The sequence below is a fragment of the Elstera sp. genome (genome assembly GCF_044372965.1).
GTDB lineage: Bacteria > Pseudomonadota > Alphaproteobacteria > Elsterales > Elsteraceae > Elstera.
On sequence record NZ_JBILQX010000061.1, the window covers coordinates 1 to 18,475 of the forward strand.

General features: G+C 61.2%; 19 protein-coding genes, 2 tRNA genes and 1 pseudogene. 10 read left to right on the forward strand and 12 right to left on the reverse strand.

The window, feature by feature from the left end; genetic code table 11:
* From ACIQ36_RS09660 to ACIQ36_RS09695, 8 genes and pseudogenes are all read right to left on the reverse strand, one after another.
* Nucleotides 1–204: pseudogene (locus tag ACIQ36_RS09660) on the reverse strand (xanthine dehydrogenase); the annotation flags it as partial.
* 3 nt (nucleotides 205–207) lie between these two features.
* Complete coding sequence (locus ACIQ36_RS09665; protein WP_395828648.1) at nucleotides 208–534, reverse strand: XdhC family protein; 327 nt, start codon at nucleotides 532–534, stop codon at nucleotides 208–210.
* A 7-nt stretch (nucleotides 535–541) separates the two neighbouring features.
* Nucleotides 542–1,714, reverse strand: a complete 1,173-nt coding sequence (locus ACIQ36_RS09670) for a VWA domain-containing protein (protein WP_395828650.1) — start codon at nucleotides 1,712–1,714, stop codon at nucleotides 542–544.
* Nucleotides 1,715–1,730: 16 nt separating this feature from the next.
* Nucleotides 1,731–2,645: an AAA family ATPase gene (locus ACIQ36_RS09675; RefSeq protein ID WP_395828652.1), complete on the reverse strand. Its 915-nt coding sequence runs from the start codon at nucleotides 2,643–2,645 to the stop codon at nucleotides 1,731–1,733.
* A gap of 204 nt (nucleotides 2,646–2,849) precedes the next feature.
* Nucleotides 2,850–3,644: an FAD binding domain-containing protein gene (locus ACIQ36_RS09680; RefSeq protein WP_395828654.1), complete on the reverse strand. Its 795-nt coding sequence runs from the start codon at nucleotides 3,642–3,644 to the stop codon at nucleotides 2,850–2,852.
* 11 nt (nucleotides 3,645–3,655) lie between these two features.
* Nucleotides 3,656–6,031, reverse strand: coding sequence for a xanthine dehydrogenase family protein molybdopterin-binding subunit (locus ACIQ36_RS09685; protein ID WP_395828656.1), 2,376 nt, complete (start codon nucleotides 6,029–6,031; stop codon nucleotides 3,656–3,658).
* 48 nt (nucleotides 6,032–6,079) lie between these two features.
* On the reverse strand, nucleotides 6,080–6,571 hold the full coding sequence (locus tag ACIQ36_RS09690) for a (2Fe-2S)-binding protein (protein ID WP_395828658.1): 492 nt from the start codon (nucleotides 6,569–6,571) through the stop codon (nucleotides 6,080–6,082).
* A 157-nt stretch (nucleotides 6,572–6,728) separates the two neighbouring features.
* Nucleotides 6,729–7,409, reverse strand: coding sequence for a carbon monoxide dehydrogenase subunit G (locus tag ACIQ36_RS09695; RefSeq protein WP_395828660.1), 681 nt, complete (start codon nucleotides 7,407–7,409; stop codon nucleotides 6,729–6,731).
* A gap of 210 nt (nucleotides 7,410–7,619) precedes the next feature.
* On the opposite strand from ACIQ36_RS09695, the gene ACIQ36_RS09700 reads away from it, so the two are divergent.
* From ACIQ36_RS09700 to ACIQ36_RS09725, 6 genes are all read left to right on the forward strand, one after another.
* Nucleotides 7,620–9,059 carry a sodium:proton antiporter gene (locus ACIQ36_RS09700; protein ID WP_395828662.1) on the forward strand — a complete coding sequence of 480 codons (1,440 nt, stop codon included), beginning with the start codon at nucleotides 7,620–7,622 and terminating at the stop codon, nucleotides 9,057–9,059.
* Between the two features lie 6 nt (nucleotides 9,060–9,065).
* Complete coding sequence (locus tag ACIQ36_RS09705; RefSeq protein ID WP_395828664.1) at nucleotides 9,066–10,190, forward strand: acetoin utilization protein AcuC; 1,125 nt, start codon at nucleotides 9,066–9,068, stop codon at nucleotides 10,188–10,190.
* 27 nt (nucleotides 10,191–10,217) lie between these two features.
* Complete coding sequence (locus ACIQ36_RS09710; RefSeq protein ID WP_395828666.1) at nucleotides 10,218–10,700, forward strand: DUF192 domain-containing protein; 483 nt, start codon at nucleotides 10,218–10,220, stop codon at nucleotides 10,698–10,700.
* Nucleotides 10,701–10,777: 77 nt separating this feature from the next.
* Nucleotides 10,778–10,854 (forward strand) — tRNA-Pro (locus tag ACIQ36_RS09715).
* Nucleotides 10,855–10,896: 42 nt separating this feature from the next.
* Nucleotides 10,897–11,223: an ETC complex I subunit gene (locus tag ACIQ36_RS09720; protein WP_395828668.1), complete on the forward strand. Its 327-nt coding sequence runs from the start codon at nucleotides 10,897–10,899 to the stop codon at nucleotides 11,221–11,223.
* A 22-nt stretch (nucleotides 11,224–11,245) separates the two neighbouring features.
* A tRNA-Arg gene (locus ACIQ36_RS09725) sits at nucleotides 11,246–11,322 on the forward strand.
* Nucleotides 11,323–11,337: 15 nt separating this feature from the next.
* Here the strand turns inward: ACIQ36_RS09725 and ACIQ36_RS09730 are convergent.
* Nucleotides 11,338–11,817, reverse strand: coding sequence for an ester cyclase (locus ACIQ36_RS09730; RefSeq protein WP_395828670.1), 480 nt, complete (start codon nucleotides 11,815–11,817; stop codon nucleotides 11,338–11,340).
* A gap of 115 nt (nucleotides 11,818–11,932) precedes the next feature.
* On the opposite strand from ACIQ36_RS09730, the gene ACIQ36_RS09735 reads away from it, so the two are divergent.
* Nucleotides 11,933–12,826 (forward strand): LysR substrate-binding domain-containing protein, encoded by an 894-nt coding sequence (locus ACIQ36_RS09735; protein ID WP_395828672.1) that lies wholly within the window; start codon nucleotides 11,933–11,935, stop codon nucleotides 12,824–12,826.
* A gap of 15 nt (nucleotides 12,827–12,841) precedes the next feature.
* Here the strand turns inward: ACIQ36_RS09735 and ACIQ36_RS09740 are convergent, their stop codons facing one another.
* Complete coding sequence (locus tag ACIQ36_RS09740; protein WP_395828674.1) at nucleotides 12,842–13,657, reverse strand: substrate-binding domain-containing protein; 816 nt, start codon at nucleotides 13,655–13,657, stop codon at nucleotides 12,842–12,844.
* Nucleotides 13,658–13,675: 18 nt separating this feature from the next.
* Nucleotides 13,676–14,092, reverse strand: a complete 417-nt coding sequence (gene hisI, locus ACIQ36_RS09745) for a phosphoribosyl-AMP cyclohydrolase (RefSeq protein ID WP_395828676.1) — start codon at nucleotides 14,090–14,092, stop codon at nucleotides 13,676–13,678.
* Nucleotides 14,093–14,117: 25 nt separating this feature from the next.
* Between hisI and ACIQ36_RS09750 the strand changes: the two genes are divergently transcribed.
* Complete coding sequence (locus ACIQ36_RS09750; protein WP_395828678.1) at nucleotides 14,118–14,630, forward strand: Fur family transcriptional regulator; 513 nt, start codon at nucleotides 14,118–14,120, stop codon at nucleotides 14,628–14,630.
* 30 nt (nucleotides 14,631–14,660) lie between these two features.
* Here the strand turns inward: ACIQ36_RS09750 and metC are convergent, their stop codons facing one another.
* The gene (gene metC, locus ACIQ36_RS09755) at nucleotides 14,661–15,854 is read right to left on the reverse strand and encodes a cystathionine beta-lyase (protein WP_395828680.1); all 1,194 of its coding nucleotides are present in this window, start codon (nucleotides 15,852–15,854) and stop codon (nucleotides 14,661–14,663) included.
* Nucleotides 15,855–16,224: 370 nt separating this feature from the next.
* On the opposite strand from metC, the gene ACIQ36_RS09760 reads away from it, so the two are divergent.
* Complete coding sequence (locus ACIQ36_RS09760) at nucleotides 16,225–17,265, forward strand: amino acid ABC transporter substrate-binding protein (protein WP_395828682.1); 1,041 nt, start codon at nucleotides 16,225–16,227, stop codon at nucleotides 17,263–17,265.
* Nucleotides 17,266–17,476: 211 nt separating this feature from the next.
* Nucleotides 17,477–18,475, forward strand: a 999-nt coding sequence (locus ACIQ36_RS09765) for an amino acid ABC transporter permease (RefSeq protein ID WP_395828684.1), incomplete at its 3' end; no start/stop codon positions are given.

Here is an 18,475-nt window from a genome sequence, read left to right on the forward strand (position 1 = left end):
ATGGGAATCCCCCACCAACGCGCTGCCTTCGGTGGCGAGCAAATCGGCAATCGCTTCGCTTTCTTCCGCCGTCACGCCAAAGTCGCCTTCGATAACTTTTTCGTGCACCAGGGTTTGCAGGCCCGTAGCGAGATCGGTGACGAGGGCGACCGGGCGGCCTTCGGCGCGGGCGGTAAGCAGCTTTTCGAGCAACGACAGGCGCATGGGTTAAGCCTCGATCCGCTCGACGTAGATTTTCACCGTGCCGCCACAGGCCAGCCCGACCGACCAAGCCGCCTCGTCGCTGACCCCGAAGGTCAGCAAGCGCGGTTCGCCATCGGCAATCGCCTCAATGCCCTGTTCGATCACCGAGCCTTCAACACAGCCGCCCGAGACCGAGCCGATAAAGCGCCCATCGGCGGCTATCGCCAGATGACTGCCCGCCGGGCGCGGGGAGGAGCCCCAGGTGGCGATAACGGTGGCGAGCGCCACACCGCCCCCCGCCTTGGCCCAGGCGGCGGCTTGAGTGAGCACGTCTTCAGGATCAAGCGCCATAATAAGGTCACCTCCGGGCCGGAATGGGTTTTGTCAGGGCTTCGGCAAGCGCTGCCAGACTGTCTAACGAGTGAACAGGGCGCATCTCATCAGCATGGGGCAGCAGCGCTTGAATGCCTAATGCGCGCGGCGCAAACCCCTCATAGCGTAAAAGCGGGTTCAGCCAGATCAACCTTCGGCAGGAGCGCTGGAGCCGCGCCGCCTCCCGCCCCAGCAAGGCCGGATCGTCGCGCTCCAGCCCATCGGTAATCAGCAGCACAATCGCGCCGCGCCCGAGCACCCGCCGCGCCCAATCCTTATTGAAGCGCAACAGCGCGTCGCCGATTCGCGTGCCGCCCGACCAATCGACCACGGCGCGCGCCGCCCGGTCCACGGCTTGATCGACGTCGCGGTCTTGCAGGGCGCGGGTAATATTGGTCAGACGTGTGCCGAACACGAACGACTGCACCCGGTCGTGATCCTGAGTTAGCCCATGGACGAAATGCAGCAGAATGCGCGCGTAGCGGTCCATCGAGCCCGAAATATCGCAGAGCACCACAATCGGCGTTGGGCGTTCCCGCCGCCGGACGAATTTCGGTAGGGCGAATTCGCCACCCGAGCGGGCCGCCGCCCGCAGGGTCGCGCGCCCGTCGAAGCGCTTGCCCCAGGGGTGCCGCTGCCAGCGCCTCGACACCGTGGGCGGAAAGCTGAGCCGTAGCCGGGCGAGAGCCGCTTTCGCCGCCGCAAGCTCGGTTAAGCTCATGTTATCGAAATCGCGCTGGCGCAGTTCTTCCTGGGCCGAGGCGGAGAGGGTGGCGCTAATCTCCTCGCGCTGCTCCGGTTCCGCCTTGGCCTCGCGCGGCGCTTGATTGGAAAAGGCTTCAGCCAGCCGCGCCGCCAGATCGGGCGGTGGGGTGCCGGTGCCTTCTAACTGCAAATTCGGCAGCAGTAAGCCCATCATCCGCTCCAATAGGCGCGGATTGCGCCAGAACAGATGAAAGGCTTGATCGAAGATCGGCTTCTCCTCGCGCTTGCGCACCAGGGTAGCGTGCAAGGCCCAGTAAAGATCGTCCCGCCGCTCCGGCCCCACCGCCGCCGCCGCCTCAATCGCCGCCAGCGCGTGGGCCGGGCCAACCGGCAAGCCTGCGCGCCGTAGCACGCGGACGAAGTTCAGAATGGTCTCGCCGATTCGCCCGGCCATTAGATCCGCCCGATCATTAGAGTCCGAGGGGCTTCTGCGATAGCTCGGCCTGAATATCATTCAGCAGCCGCAGGGCTTCGGAGCCCCGCAAACGGGCGATATCATCTTGATATTTCAAGAGAACCCCTAGGGTCTGCTCGATCAAATCCGGGGTGAGGGCAATCGCATCCAACTGCACCAGCGCCTGCGCCCAATCGAGCGTTTCGGCGACGCCGGGCGATTTGAACAGGTCCATCCCGCGCAAACGCTGCACGAACCCAACGATCTGCGCCGCCAGCTCCTCGGCCGCGCCGCCCGCCTTGGCCCGCAGAATCGCCGCCTCGCGCTCCGCCGTCGGGTAATCGACCCAATGGTAGAGGCAGCGGCGCTTCAATGCGTCGTGAATCTCGCGCGTGCGGTTGGAAGTGAGGATCACGAGCGGCAGCTCCGGCGCGCGGATCGTCCCCATTTCGGGGATCGTTGCTTGAAAATCCGACAGGATTTCGAGCAAAAATGCCTCGAACGGCTCATCCGCCCGGTCCAACTCGTCGATCAGCAGTACCGGCGCGCCGCCTGGTTGCGGCGACAGCGCCTCCAGCAGCGGGCGGCGGATGAGGAACTCGGCAGAATAGAGCGACAGCCCCTCGCCAGAGGCTTCCGCCTGCCGGATTGCTAGTAACTGCTTCGGATAGTTCCACTCGTAGAAGGCGCTGGCCAGATCGAGCCCATCGTAGCATTGCAGCCGGATTAAACGCCGCCCGAGCCCGGCGGCGAGGACTTTGGCAATCTCGGTTTTGCCAACGCCAGCCTCGCCCTCCAGCAGCAGGGGCCGCCCGAGCTTCAACGCCAGAAACAGCACCGTCGCCAGCGCCCGGTCGGCGACATAGTTTTCCTGCGTGAGAAGGGCCAGAGTTGCATCAATGGAAGGCGGCAGCGAAACGTGGGTGGTCACTCAGAAACTCCTCGGAACTCGCGGCGCGTTAGCAGGGACTTTGTCCCTGCACCCTTACCCAAGGGGCTTGCCCCTTGGGAATCCCTTATTCCTCGTGTCGTCAATAAGATGGTAGAGTTAATGTTTTGTTTTTATTGATAAAAAGGATTACCAAGGGGCAAGCCCCTTGGTTGGGGTTGTTAGGGGCTTAGCCCCTAACTTAGCTCAAGCAATCGTCGCCACCGCTCGCTTCGCCAACACGCCGATCAGATGCGCCCGATAGGCGGCGCTGGCGTGAATGTCGCTATTGAGGTCGTCGGCGGGCCAAGTGGCACCGTCCAAAGCCGCCGCCGTGAAAGAGCCCGCGAGGGCGGTCTCGAAACTCCCGGCCCGAAACACACCCGGCCCGGCCCCCGTCACGGCGACGCGCACACCGCTGCCCGTGTCCGCGACGAAGACGCCGACGACGGCATAGCGGGAGGCGGGGTTCGGAAACTTGATGTAAGCCGCGCGTTTGGGCAGCGGGAAGCGGATTTCGGTAACGATTTCACCCTCTTCCAGCGCGGTTGCAAACAGGCCGGTGAAGAAATCATCCGCCGCAATTTCGCGCCGATCTGTCACCACCGTCGCCCCCAGGCCCAGAACAGCGGACGGATAGTCCGCCGCCGGATCGTGGTTGACGATGGAGCCGCCGATTGTGCCGCGATGGCGTACTTGCGCGTCGCCGATGCCATCGGCAAGGGCGGCGAGCGCCGGAAGCGCGGCGGCGACGATGTCCGAACTGGCGACATCGGCGTGCCGGGTCATCGCGCCGATGACGAGCGTATCGCCGTCACGGCGGATACCCGACAGGCTGGACAGCGCGCCGAGATCGACCAATTGGCTCGGCTGCGCGAGGCGTTGCTTGAGGGTAGGAATAAGCGTCATTCCGCCCGCCAAGACCTTGGCATCGCTATCGTTTGCGAGCGTGGCGACGGCATCGGCGACCGAAGCGGGGCGGGTATAGTCAAAGGCGTACATGGTCGCTCTCCTTATTCAGCCGCCGCAGCGGGCCGCGCGGCTTGAATGATCTGCCAGACTTTTTCCGGCGTCGCGGGCATATCGATATGGCTCACCCCATAGGGTTTCAGCGCGTCCACTACGGCATTGATAACCGCCGGCGGGCAGCCGATGGCTCCCACTTCGCCGCAGCCCTTCACCCCCAGCGGGTTATGGGTGCAGAGGGTGGTATGGTGATCGACGGTGATGAAGGGCACATCGTCGGCGCGCGGCATGCAATAGTCCATGAACGAGCCGGTCAGAAGCTGCGCATCCTCGCTATAGACGCAAGTTTCCAGCAAAGCCTGCCCAATGCCTTGAACGATCCCGCCTTGAACCTGGCCTTCAACGATCATCGGATTGATGACCCGACCCACATCGTCCACCGCCGTGAAGCGCACCACTTGGGTAACGCCGGTATCGGGGTCGATTTCAACTTCGCAAATATGCGAGCCGCCGGGGAAGGTGAAGTTTTTCGGATCATAGAAGGCGGTTTCTTCCAGGCCCGGCTCTTCGGTTTCGATAGGGTAATTATGCGGCACATAGGCGGCGAGGGCGATTTCGCCAAACGCCTTGCTGCGGTCGGTGCCCGCGACGGTAAACTTACCATCGGCGAAAACGATATCGGCCTCGGCGGCTTCCAGCAGATGGGCGGCGATGCGCTTGCCCTTGGCGACGATCTTATCGACCGCCTTCACAATCGCGGACCCGCCAACGGCGAGACTGCGCGAGCCATAAGTCCCCATGCCAAACGGAATCTTATCCGTATCGCCATGGACGATTTCGATGCTTTCGATGGGAATGCCCAATTGGTCGGCTACCACCTGCGCGAAGGTGGTTTCATGGCCTTGCCCATGCGAATGGGTGCCGGTGAAGACCGTGACCGAGCCGGTAGGATGCACGCGGACACTGCCGACTTCATAAAGGGCCGCGCGCGCGCCCAGGCTGCCGACGACCGCCGACGGGGCAATGCCGCAGGCTTCGAGATAGGTCGAAAGCCCAATGCCGCGCAGCTTTCCGCGCGCCGCGCTTTCAGCTTTGCGCGCCGGGAACCCGGCCCAATCAGATTTTTCCAACGCCCGATCCAAACACCCGGCGTGATCCCCACTGTCATATTGCAGGGCCACGGGGGTTTGATAGGGGTAGGCATCGGGCGGAATGAAGTTGCGGCGGCGCAACTCGACCCGGTCAATCCCCGAGACTTCCGCCGCTACATCGACCAGCCGTTCCAAGAGGAACGTGGTTTCTGGGCGACCCGCGCCGCGATAGGCGTCGACCGGTACGGTATGGGTGAACACCGCCTTCACTTCGCCGTAGATGGCGGGCGTCGTGTAAACCCCGGCCAGCAAAGTGCCCGAGAGATAGGTCGGCACTGCAGGCGCGAAGGTGGAGAGATAGGCCCCCATATTGGCGATGGTGGCAACGCGCAGGCCGAGGAAGCGGCCTTGCTCGTCCATCGCCAATTCGGCATGGGAATGATGGTCGCGCCCGTGGGCATCGCTCATGAAGCTTTCCGAGCGCTCGGCGGTCCATTTCACCGGGCGTTCGATTTGCTTCGCCGCCCAGGTAACAATCGCTTCTTCAGCATAGTGGAAAATCTTCGACCCAAACCCGCCGCCGACATCGGGGGCGACGACGCGCAACCGCGATTCGGGGATACCAAGCACGAAGGCGCCCATCAGCAGGCGAATGACGTGCGGATTTTGCGACGTCGTGTAGAGCGTGTGTAGATCGTTCGACACATCGTAATCGCCAATCGCCGCACGCGGTTCCATCGCGTTCGGGATCAGGCGGTTATTGATGAGATCGATTTTGGCGACCCATTTGGCCTTCTCAAACGCCGCATCCGTCGCGGCTTTATCGCCGATGTGCCAGTCAAAACAGAGGTTATCCGGGGCTACATCCGGCCAGACTGGCGGCGCGCCCGGCTCCAGCGCTTTCTTAGCGTCAGCAATGGCGGGCAGGGGTTGATAGTCGATCTCGATCAATTCAGCCGCGTCTTTGGCTTCTGAATAGCTTTCAGCGATGACGACGGCGACTTGATCGCCGACATAGCGCACGAAGTCTTGGGCGAGGGGCGGATGCGGCGGCTCCTTCATCGGGCTGCCGTCCTTGGAATGGACCTGCCAGCCGCAGGGGATGGAGCCGACCTTCATATCGTCGCCCGTGAAGACGGCGACCACGCCCGGCGCGGCTTTCGCGGCCGAGGCATCCAGCGACGCAATCTTCGCATAGGCGTGGGGCGAACGCAGAATATAGGCGTGGGTTTGGTTGGGGCGGTTCATATCATCGGTATAATTGCCCTTACCGGTCAAAAACCGCTTATCTTCCCGCCGCTTAACGGAAGTTCCTACTGACGTTACACTCATCGCCTCGTCCTCCCTGAACTCGGACTGATTCTGCTGATTTTTATTTTGTTATTCAGCAGCTTGCGCAGTTTGGCGCAGCGTTTGGGCCGCGTGTTGAACGGCCTTCACGATATTATGGTAGCCGGTGCAACGGCAGATATTGCCTTCCAGCCAGGTGCGAATCTCATGTTCGCTGGGGTTCGGATTCTTCACAAGAAGATCGGCCGAACTCATCACCATGCCGGGGGTGCAGAAGCCGCACTGCAAGCCGTGATGCTCGCGGAAAGCTTCTTGCAAGGCATGGAGCGCGCCCGCCTGCGCCAAGCCTTCGATGGTGCGCACGGTCGCTCCATCGGCTTGCACCGCGAGAATCGTGCAGCTTTTCACCGAATCGCCGTTCACATGAACGGTGCACGCGCCGCATTGGCTGGTATCGCAGCCCACATGCGTGCCGGTGAGGTGGAGATTGTCGCGCAGCAACTGCACCAGCAGCGTACGCGGTTCAACATCGGCAGTAACTTTTTTGCCGTTAACGGTTAGCGAAACAGAAACTGTGCTCACACCCGAACCCTCCCTTCCGAGGTCAATCGCGCTCCAACGGCCCACCCTTGTTAAATGGTGCGGTGCCTGTTGTTGGTTGTGCGGTGCAGCATTGACGCTGACCCGCCTTCTCGGCGCTTATTTGCGAAAACTACTGTGGTTTCTTTGTGTTACGATTTCAAGCCACAACCGCAACTAAGAGCCCGGCGAGAATCAGAAGCAAGCCAGAAATCCACAACCAGGGCGCGAGGGCTTTGGTTTCTTGATCGACGACTTCGACGATTTCATCCATGGCCTTAGCCTCATCCGCCGTGGCGGGCGAGGCAGTTTCAGCGGGCGGCGGCGGGATATCATCTAACGTTTCCGCCCCATCGGCGGCGGCTTCTGCCGCGTCTTCGGCATCAACGGCAGCGGCGCTTTCGGCGCTCACCAGCGTGTTGAATTTCTGGAAGAACTCAGCCGCCAGACTTTTTGCCGCACCATCAATGAGGCGCGAGCCGATTTGCGCCAGTTTCCCACCAATTTGCGCATCGACCACATACGAAAGTTTGGTGCCCTCGGGCACGTCTTCGAGCTTCACCGTCGCGCCGCCCTTGGCAAAACCTGCCGGGCCGCCCTTACCTTCGCCTTGAATGCGATAGCCGTTGGGCGGGTCGAGATCGAGCAACGTCACTTGCCCGGTAAAACTGGCTTTCACCGGGCCAATTTTCGCGGTCACTTTCGCTGAAAGTTCGGTATCGGACAGTTTATCGATGGTTTCGCAGCCAGGGATTGCTTGGCGCAAAATCTCGGGGTCGTTCAGGGCACGCCACACGCGATCTCGCGGGGCGGCGATGATGGTTTCGCCGGTTAGGTCCATTTTTATTCTCCGCTGAAACGATCAGGCTTTACGGTAGCGAGGCGCTCCCTGGGCTTCAAGGGGCGCAATCGGTTTTTCGCGGGCGTTCAGAGGAATAAAACCCACCATCCTCCGCCCCTAAGCCTTTAGTCTGCTTGAGCTGCCGAGCGAAACTCGCTATCGACCAGGGGCCGAAGAGCGCGTGTTGAAAAGAAAACAGGGAGGATTGGGATGCTCCGGGAAAAAATAGGGCGGGCCTGCTTGGGCGGATTGCTTGCCCTTTCGATAATGATACTCGCGGGGCCGGTTTTTGCCGCCGAGGGTGCCCCCGCGCTCTCGGGGGCCGGATTGTCGCTGCTCTGGGCCCTGCCGTTCGCGGGGATTCTCCTGTCTATCGCACTCTGTCCGCTGCTGGTGCCCGACCTTTGGCACCATCACCACGGTAAGATTGCGGCGGGCTGGGCGGTTCTGTTTCTCGTGCCCTGCGCCGCAATGCTCGGCGTCAAGATTGCTTTTTACGAGCTGCTGCATGTGCTGCTGCTCGATTTCGTGCCGTTCATTATTCTGCTGACCGCCCTGTTTACCGTGGCGGGCGGGGTACGCTTGCGCGGCGGTTTCGTCGGCACCCCCGGATCGAATGTGGCGCTGCTGGCTTTCGGGGCCTTGATGGCCGGGTTCATGGGAACCACCGGGGCGGCAATGCTATTGGTCCAACCGCTGTTACGCGCCAATGAACGCCGGAAGCATAAGACGCATGTATTTGTTTTCTTTATCTTTCTTGTGGCGAACATCGGTGGCGCGTTAACCCCGCTGGGCGATCCGCCGCTGTTCTTGGGGTTCTTGAAGGGCGTTAGCTTCTTTTGGTTCACCGAACATCTGCTGGCGCCAATGGTGGTGACGGGCGGGATTCTGCTGGCGGTTTTTTATGCGATCGACTGGTGGGCCTACCGCAAGGAAGCCCCCGAGGTGCGGGTATTGGGCGACCATGAGCGCGATAATCTCACCATTCAAGGCCTGCGCAATATTGCGTTGCTCATGGGGATTGTCGCGGCGGTGCTGCTCTCGGGCTTACGCGATCTCGGCACCTTCGTTACGATCTACCATGTGCCGATCAGCGGGCAACAGTTAGCGCGCGATGCCGCCTTGATTGCGATCATTGTCGCCTCGCTGAAGCTCACCCGGCACGGTATCCGCGACGAAAATCACTTCAACTGGGGGCCGATGCTGGAAGTCGGCAAGCTGTTTATCGGGATTTTCATTACGATTATCCCCGCGATTGCCATTTTGCGGGCAGGCTCCGGCGGGGCTTTGGCGGATCTGGTGGCCTTTGCCAATCCGAACGGCGTGCCCGATATCGCCCGTTACTTCTGGCTCACGGGGATTCTGTCGAGCTTCCTCGATAATGCCCCGACGTTCCTGGTGTTCTTCAACCTCGCGGGCGGTGATCCCATCGCCTTGATGGGGCCAATGGCAGCGACACTGACCGCGATTTCCGCCGGGGCCGTTTTCATGGGGGCGAATACCTATATCGGCAATGCCCCGAACTTCATGGTGAAAGCGGTGGTTGAGCATCGCGGCGTCAAGATGCCCAGCTTTTTCGGCTATATGGTCTGGTCGACCGTGCTCCTGGTGCCCACCTTTGTTCTGGTGACGTTTATTTTCTTCCGCTGAGGGGGCATGGATCGACCTATCCTGATTGCGGGGGAGATTTACCGGGATTCGAGCTATGGGCGACGGCATCCCTTGGCCATCGCGCGGGTTTCCTCCACGGTCGATCTCATCCGCGCGCTCGGTTGGCTCGATCCGTCCCGCTATATCGACGCGCCCCAGGCGACGCCGGAGCAACTTGCCCGGTTTCATGCGCCCGACTATATCGCCGCCCTGGCCGAAACCGAGGCGGCGCAGGCGGCGCCGTTAGAGGTTCGGGAGAAATATAACATCGGGCGGGCGGGCAATCCGATCTTCCCGGAAATGTTCCGCCGTCCGGCCACCGCCGCCGGGGCTGGGCTGCTGGCCGCCGATCTGATTGCCCAAGGCGCGCGCTGCATCCATTCGCCTGCGGGCGGCACCCACCACGGCAGACCGGCGCAGGCGAGCGGCTTTTGCTATGTGAATGATCCCGCCCTCACGCTCTTGCGGCTGCTTGATCAAGGGTTTACGCGGGTTCTTTATCTCGATTTCGACGCGCACCACGGCGACGGGGTGGAAGCCGCCTTTATCGGCGATCCGCGCGTTCTGTGCGTTTCGATCCACGAGGAAAAGCGCTGGCCCTTCTCGGGCGCGCTGACCGACCGGGCGGAGGGATCGGCCTTCAATCTGCCCGTGCCCGCCGACTTTAACGATAGTGAGCTTGGCTTTATCGTTGAAATTTTGGTTCTCCCGTTAGGTCAGGCCTTTGCGCCGGAAGTCGTGGTGATCCAGGCGGGGGCCGATGGGCTGGCGGAAGACCCGTTGAGCCGCCTGACCCTCTCCAACGGCGCGCTGTGGCAGGCGGTTCGGGCCGGGCAGGGGCTTGCCCCGCAGGCGATCATTCTCGGTGGTGGCGGTTATAATCCTTGGTCAGTGACGCGCGCCTGGGCAGGGCTGTGGGGTTGCCTGAATGGGTTTGATCTGCCAGGCCGTCTGCCTGCGGCGGGTGAGGCGGTGCTCAGGGGGCTCGTCTGGGATCACCGTTTGGGCCGCACGCCGCCCGAAGACTGGTTCACTACGCTGCAAGACCGCCCACGCCCCGGCCCGATCCGCCCGGAGATCTCCCAGGGCGTCGATTGGTTGCTGGCGGAGGCGGCGCGGGCTGGGCTATAGGGAAAGCCTCTGGAGAAGGAGACTATAATGCGGCTGATTATTGCGCTTTGCCTTCTGGTCGGGCTTGCCGGGCTATCCCCCGCGCCCGTTCAGGCCGAAACCCTTCTCGCCCAGGGAACGCAAAGCTTCGAGAAAGCGCCGCTGACTATTCGCAGCCAGGGGCGTGAGCTGCGCTTTACCGTGGAACTGGCCCTGACCCCAGGGCAAATGTCGCAAGGCTTGATGTACCGCCGCGCGCTGGCCCCCGACGCCGGAATGCTGTTCCTGCATCCGCAGGAGCAAGAGCTTGCGATGTGGATGGCCAATACGCTGATTCCGCTCGATATGCTGTTCATCCGCGCCGATGGCAAAATTCACCGCATTCAAGAGCGCGCGGTGCCGCTGTCGGAAACGACGATCAGTTCGGGCGGGCGGGTGAAGGCGGTTCTGGAGCTTGCGGGCGGCTCGGCATCGCGGCTTGGCTTGAAGCCCGGCGATCAGGTTGTTTTCCCCGGTCTCGGCACGCCTTAACGCCGCCGGGAGTTTTCCGCTGTTGCACCTGCGACACTGACCCGGTAAAAGCCTTACGAACGGTCGAACCGTAACGTCGGGGCGTAGCGCAGTCTGGTAGCGCGCCTGCTTTGGGAGCAGGATGTCGGGGGTTCAAATCCTCTCGCCCCGACCAAACGGTCGTTTGTGGCCCTCTCGTGCAGAAGAGCTTACACCCATGTCCTTGCCCGTTATTGCCGCCGCTGGTCCTGCCGCTCGCATTTATCGCCCGGCGAAGAATGCTATGCAGTCCGGCAAGGCCCTGACCAAAGCCTGGGTGCTGGAGTACGAACCCACCGCCGCCCGCGTGCCCGAACCCTTGATGGGCTGGGTCTCGGGCCGCGATACGCAGGCGCAGGTTCGGCTGACCTTCGATACGAAGGACGAGGCCATCGCCTACGCTCAGCGTAATGGTTTGGCGGCGACGATCACCGAACCGCAGACCCCGAGCTTGAAAATTCGCGCTTACGCCGATAACTTCCGCCCCGGCCGCATCCGCTGGTAGCAGCGGTGGCCGTCGGGCTTCGGCGCCCGTAGCTCAACAGGATAGAGCAACCGGCTTCTACCCGGTTGGTTGGGGGTTCGATTCCCTCCGGGCGCGCCACCCCCCACTATCGTTCTATTTCGCCGAAAGCTGCCGGATTGCGTTCGCCCAATCTTCCACATGATGGGACTTGGCGAGCAAACCGTTTTCGACCGTGTGAATATCGATCGTCATAATATCGAAGCTTTTTCCGGTTGGCTGAACCCCCATGAACGCGGCAACCGGCGTGCCTTTGGCGCGGCCCCGAACCACAAACTTATTGCCGCTGTGCAAGATTTCCTGAATCTCCCAGGAGAGATTGGGGATGAGTTTTCCAAAGCCGCCAAGCTGCCCGATAAACTGCTCGCGGGATTTTGCCGCGCCCGAATAATCGCCGATGCTTTCCCAGGTCGGGGCCATCACCTTTAGCGCGCGCTCGGCAAGGTCGGGGGCGGTTGTTGAATTGAGCAAGGTGTAGAAGGCTTCAACGGTGGTGCGGTCATCGGCATGCGCGGCAGGGCTTGCCAGCGTTGTGGCAACGGCGGCGGCGGCGAGAGTTCCTATTACTTTGTTCATTGCGGCGATCCTTGGTTGAGGCGCAAGGCCGGGGTGGCTTGCTGAGGCCAACTATGGCGGAGTGCCGCAAAATCGATTAGATAGTGTAATTAGAAATGATTATTCGATTGAATCGATGATTGACCAGCTTCGCGCCTTGGCCGTTTTTGCAAAAACCGTCGAAGCGGGCAGCTTCCGCGCCGCGGCCGAGGGGCTCGGGCTGTCGCCATCGGTTGTGAGCCATCATATTGCGCGGTTGGAAGAGCGGTACGGCGTGGCGCTCCTGTACCGGTCGACGCGCAAACTATCGCTTACACCCGATGGTAAGCGCCTATTTGCTGCGGCCCAGGCGATGTTAGCCGCGGCAGAAGCGGGGCTCGACGGGCTCGCGGACCGATCATCAGACGATCTCGCGGGCGCGCTCAGCATCACCGTTCCGGCAGTCTTAGCGATGGGGCGGCTGATCGAGGATATTGCCGCCTTCGCCGATCTTTACCCCAAAGTGGCGCTCTCGCTGAACTTCAGCGACCGCCAACGCAATTTGATTGGCGAGGGAATCGATGTTGCCTTGCGGTTAGGCTGGCTGCGCGACAGTAGTTTGAAGGCGCGTAAGCTCGCGGACGCGCCGCGCTGTCTTTATGCCGCCCCTGCCTATATCGCCCGGCAGTCTGCCCCCGTTACGCCCGCCGATCTGGTGGGGTGGGATTGGGTGTATCTCAGTGGCGTCACCCCGGCGGCGGATTTCACCGGCCCTTTGGGGGAGGCCGTCCGCGTGGCGTTCACCCCCCGGCTTGCGGTGGATGACGCAATTGCGATGTACCGCCTCGCGCGGGCCGGGCTCGGCGTAACCTTGGCCCCAGCCTTTCTCGCCGAGCCGGACTTGCAAACCGGGAAGATTGCCGAGGTTCTGCCGACCTGGACCCCGGCTTCCTTGGGGCTTTACGCCGTTTGGCCCCCCAATGCGCCGCGCGACAGCCTCACCGGGCGCTTCGTTGACTTCTTGGCAGAGCGGGCGCGTGACCGCAAATAACTCAGCGATTTGAGGCTAAGGGCGCAGAAGCCCATGGCGGGTCAGCAGACTCGCTGCAAGCGGCCCCGTAAGGGCATCGCGCAGGGCGCGGGTTTCCGGCCGGTCCCGCCCGGCGACGATATCCAGCGTATAGGTCAAACCCGCTTCCAGATCGGCGGGGGCGGTGCCGGAGAGTTCGAGATGCGGGCGGTGAATGAGTAGGCTTGCCGGAGCGAAGGCCGCCGGAATTTGCCCATCGTCGAGGGCCGAGCCTAGATCGGCCATCGACGGGAAGGATTGCAGCAGTGCAATCGATGGCGGCTCGAGCCGCAAGGATTGCAGGAAACTGCCCGTGAGGCGGGACAGGGTGTCGTCCGCCCCCGTCACCATGCCGATCAGATTGCCTTCCAACGGTACGACCAGATTGACGCCGGGGCGCAGCCGGATCGGCGTTGCCCGTTCGCTGCGCACGATCAAGACGATACGGTCTTTGGCGAAGATCTGTTCGCCGCCGAGGTCCAGCCGTCCCGCTTCCAGCAACAGGCCGCGCTGGGCCGGACTATCGGTAATGACGAGATCGACGGCGCCATCGCTATCCAGCCGCGCCATCAACTCACCCGCGCTGGCAGCCCGGATCGAAATTGGGCGCTTCGGCGCGGTTTCGGCCAGGATTTCCTTCAAGGGTTCGATCAGTTGGAACGGCGCGAGCAGCACGGGGGCTTGCGCTTTCGCCGCGACCGGGCGGGCTGGGGCGGCGGGCTTGGTTTGGGCAAGAGCAGGCGTTGCACCGAGAACGAGTGCCACGGCTCCCAACAGCAGGGGGCGACGGGCGATTCCAAAACGGTTCAACATGCTCTCCGACCTTTCTTATTAGTGCGATGCGCCGTGTTTATAGAGATCCTGTGGCGAAATTAGGGGCTCGCTGGTGACGTCCCAGGTGCCCTTATCCGTCGCCGCGCGGTTGAAGAAGCAGGAGCGGCGGCCCGTGTGGCAGGCGACACCCTCTTGCTCCACCACGGCCAGCAGGCAATCGCCATCGCAATCGAGCCGCAGTTCAATGAGACGTTGAACTTGGCCGGAGGTTTCCCCCTTGCGCCATAGGCTTTGCCGTGAGCGCGACCAATAGCATACGCGGCCCGTGGTGAGGGTTTCGGTGACGGCGTCGCGGTTCATCCAGGCCATCATCAGCACTTCGCCGCCGTCTTTGGCTTGGGCGATGACGGGTACGAGGCCGGTCGCGTCAAATTGGATTGCATCCAGTAATACGGCAATCTCGGTGGCGGACATATAGGCAGTTCCTTCGAGTCTCACTATGATCGGCGCAGAGCTTGGCAGAGGGGCGGGCATTTTGGCAATCGATCACGATCATAGCTTCTGTGTTACTGGTGCAATGGCGCGGGCGGATGCGCTCTGCGCTGCGCGCGGCGTGCGTTTGACGCCCGTGCGTCGCCGTGTGCTGGAGTTGATTTGGCGCAGTCACGCGCCGGTCGGGGCCTATGCCATGCTCGATGTCCTGCGGCTGGAAGGCTTCAACGCCCAACCGCCGACTGTATACCGGGCGTTAGAGTTTCTGAGCGAGCAGGGGTTAATCCACCGGCTCGAATCGCGCAACGCCTTCATTGGCTGCCCGTCGCCCGACCATCCCCATCAGGCGCTTTATCTCATTTGCACCCATTGCGGCACGGTGGAGGAGCGGGAAGATAGCCCCGATCTGGCCAAGGCTTTGACGGCGCTGGCGGATAAGACGGGGTTTCGGATTGCAGGCCGCACGCTGGAACTCACCGGCCTGTGCCGGGGGTGCAGCGCAACCCAATCGGCAGCGTAAAAGAATGGGGGCCGAAGCCCCCAAAGCTGGTTAAGCTTGCGCGGCTTTCATCCGCTCGAACCCGGCGGCAAGATCGGCCTTCAAATCGTCAATATGCTCAAGACCGACGCTCAGGCGCAGCAACTGCCCCGGTTCGTCCCAGGCGGTGGCGGTGCGGATCGGGCGCGGATTGCACGGAACAATCAAGCTTTCAAACCCACCCCAGCTAAAGCCCATACCGAACAGTGATAGAGGATCGAGAAACGCCGCGAGCGCCGGTTTTTCGATGGGATGAAGAATGATGCTAAATAAGCCGCTCGCGCCGGTAAAATCCCGCTTCCACAGGGCATGACCGGGGCAATCGGGGCGGGCGGGGTGCAGCACTTGTTTGACTTCCGGGCGGGCGGCGAGCCACTCGGCGAGATCGAGCGCCATTTTCTCTTGATGTTTCAGGCGCACGTCCATCGACCGCAGGCCGCGCAGCAGCAGATAGCAATCGTCCGGCGCAAGCGAAATGCCGAGGTCGCGCACGGCCTGGCGAATCAGGGGCTCGCATTCCTTGGTGAAGGTAATGGTTCCCGCCAGAAGGTCGGAATGGCCGGACATATATTTGGTTGCGGCCTGAATAGAGATATCGACGCCATGGGCGAAGGGCTTGAAGTACAGCGGCGTCGCCCAGGTATTATCCATGAGAACAAGGATATTGTGGGCGTGGGCCGCTTCGGCAATCGCTGGGATATCTTGGACCTCAAACGTGTAGGAACCCGGTGATTCGGTTAGAATCGCGCGTGTGTTCGGCTTGAACAGTTTGGCGATATCGGCCCCCAGCAATGGATCATAATAGTCCACCTCAACACCGAAGCGCGCGAGGATGTGATTCGAGAAGCGGCGACCCGGCCCATAGGCACTGTCGGTGATCAGCAGATGATCGCCCGCCTTCAGAACCGCGAGCAGCGCCGCCGTAATCGCAGCAAGCCCCGAGGGTACGACGCAGGCACCATGTGCGCCCTCAAGCTCGGCCACGGCAGTTTCAACGGCAAAGGTCGTCGGTGTGCCGTTCAACCCATAGGTCACGCGGCCCGTTTCGTCGGGGCGCAGATGGCTCTGCTCGAAGGCCGCGAGCGTCGGGAACAGAACCGTCGAGCCGCGATGGACCGGAAGATTAACCAGCCCGTGATAGGCATCTGGCGTGCGACCAAGAGTGGTAAGGCGGGTGGCTTCTCGATAGTGTTTGGAGTCCGACATTATAACCCTCAGTTATGGAGGTGCTTAGCCAAAGAATAGCCAGAGACTCTAAAGTTCCCTAATGCCCCCGATTTAGTCTATTATGATAGAGACACAAGCGATTGCCCGCGCCAAGCCCCCGTTCTTTTCACCTGAAACCAACGGCATTAGCCGTTTGCGGAAATGTGTCAGAAATTTTTCGCAATCTGTCTAAAGATGATTGACCGAAACACGATATTCTGAAAAAAACATGTCTAGGTGCACTGGCATAAACGCCAGCACCGGTAGGATCGAGCCCTGGGGTAGGGGACGGTTTCGGTCGGTGATGTTACTTAAAAACACCAGTTTCGTGAACAGGCCCCGCCAAGTCGGGAATGAGGAGTTTGAGGGAATGAGCAAGATGACCTTCACGTTCGCTAATGTGCTGGCCGCCGGTGCGGTGGCTCTGCTCGCTGCAGGTGCCGCAAACGCCCAGGGCGCAGGCACCCTCGCAGCTGTTAAGCAGCGCGGTGTCGTGAACTGCGGCGTGAACACCAGCCTTCCGGGCTTCTCGGCGCCGGATGCGCAAGGCAATTGGACCGGTATGGACGTTGACACCTGTAAGGCGATTGCCGCTTCGGTGCTCGGCGATGCCAAGAAGGTGAAATTTTTCCCGCTGAACGCGCAGCAACGCTTTGCCGCGCTGCAGTCGGGTGAAATCGACGTTCTGTCCCGCAACACCACCTGGACCCAGACGCGCGACACGTCGCTCGGCCTGAACTTCGCTCCCGTGACCTTCTTCGACGGTCAGGGCTTCATGGTCTCCAAGAAGCTCGGCGTGAAGAGCGCCAAGGAACTGAACGGCGCCACGGTTTGCGTGCAGCCGGGCACGACCACCGAATTGAACCTCGCCGATTATTTCCGCGCCAATAAGATGGATTTCAAGCCGGTCGTTATTCAAGAGCTGGCCGAAGTTGAAGCCGCCTTCTTCGCTGGTCGTTGCGACGTTTACACGACCGATGCCTCGGGCCTCGCGTCCACCCGTGCCGCGCGCGCTGCGAATGCCGATGATTACGTGATTCTGCCGGAACTCGTCTCTAAGGAGCCGCTGGCTCCTGCCGTCCGTCAGGGCGATGACGAATGGTACAATATCGTCTTCTGGACGGTAACGGCCCTGGTTGAAGCCGAAGAGCTTGGCGTGACCTCGAAGAATGCCGATGATCTGAAGAAGTCCGACAATCCCGCCGTGAAGCGCTTCCTGGGCGTGACGCCGGGCATGGGCAAGAACCTGAATCTGTCGGAAGAATGGGCTTACAACGCTGTGAAGGCCGTCGGAAATTACGGCGAAGTGTTCGAGCGCAATGTCGGCAAGGCGACCCCGCTGAAGCTGGAGCGTGGCCTGAACGCGCTGTGGACCAAGGGTGGCCTGCAATACGCTATGCCGGTGCGCTAAGCGCGCTTTCCAAGCTTGATCGGTCGATGGGATCGACCGATCTTGGCTTCGGGCTTTAGGGAAGGGCGCCGATCTCGCCCGCGCATCGCGTGGGTTTGGGTTCGGCGCCTTTTCTCTATCTTCAGCTTGAGGTCAAAGTTTCGAGCCAGAGTTCTGGGCATGTGATTTGCATGATCCAGTAAACAGTGATGCTGACGCCGGGGAGATTTCCATGACGGATCGGCGAAGCGGGGCCGGGGTCATCGAAAAGCCAAAAACGGCTTTTTGGAACGACCGCGATGTTCGCGCAGTCCTTTTTCAGATTCTGATCGTTGCTTTGGTGCTGGCCGCAGGCTGGTATCTTATTCACAATACGTTGACCAATCTCGAAAGTCGCAAAATCGCGACCGGGTTCAGCTTTCTGACCCGCGAAGCCGGTTTTAGTATTGGTGAAACTCTCGTTCCTTATTCCGCTGCGGATACTTATGCGCGCGCAATTTGGGTTGGGATTGTCAATACACTGGTGATTTCGGTCATCGGTATTATTCTTGCGACCATTCTTGGCACGGTGGTCGGGGTGGCTCGCCTTTCAACCAATTGGTTGTTGGCAAGATTAGCCTCGGTCTATGTCGAGGGCTTGCGCAATACCCCGTTGCTGTTGCAACTGTTTTTTTGGTATGCCCTCGTCAGCGAGGCGTTACCGCCGGTTCGTCAGGCGATCAAGCTGATTCCGGATTACGTCTTCCTTAGTCAGAAGGGGTTACGCATCCCCCATATCGCTGCGGACGCCATCCACGGATGGATGTTTGCGCTGCTTCTGGGCGGAATTGCGGCAGCAGTTTTGTGGCGTCGTGCGGCGGCAAAACATCAGGAAGCCACGGGTAAGATCCGGCCGATTTTCTGGCCGACGATTGGTTTGATGTTCGGCCCTGCGGCGGTGATTTGGCTCATTGTCGGCGCACCACTGACATGGATTAAGCCTGAGCTGCGCGGGTTCGACTTCCAAGGGGGCGGTACTTTCTCTCCCGAGATGATGGCCCTGCTGATTGGTCTCGTAACCTATACCTCGACGTTTATTGCCGAGAATGTCCGTGCTGGGATTCTGTCCGTTTCGAAGGGCCAGTGGGAAGCCGCTCGCGCTTTGGGCTTGCCGAATAGCCGGGCATTACGCCTGATCATTCTGCCGCAGGCGCTGCGCGTGATCATTCCGCCCATGACCAGCCAATACCTC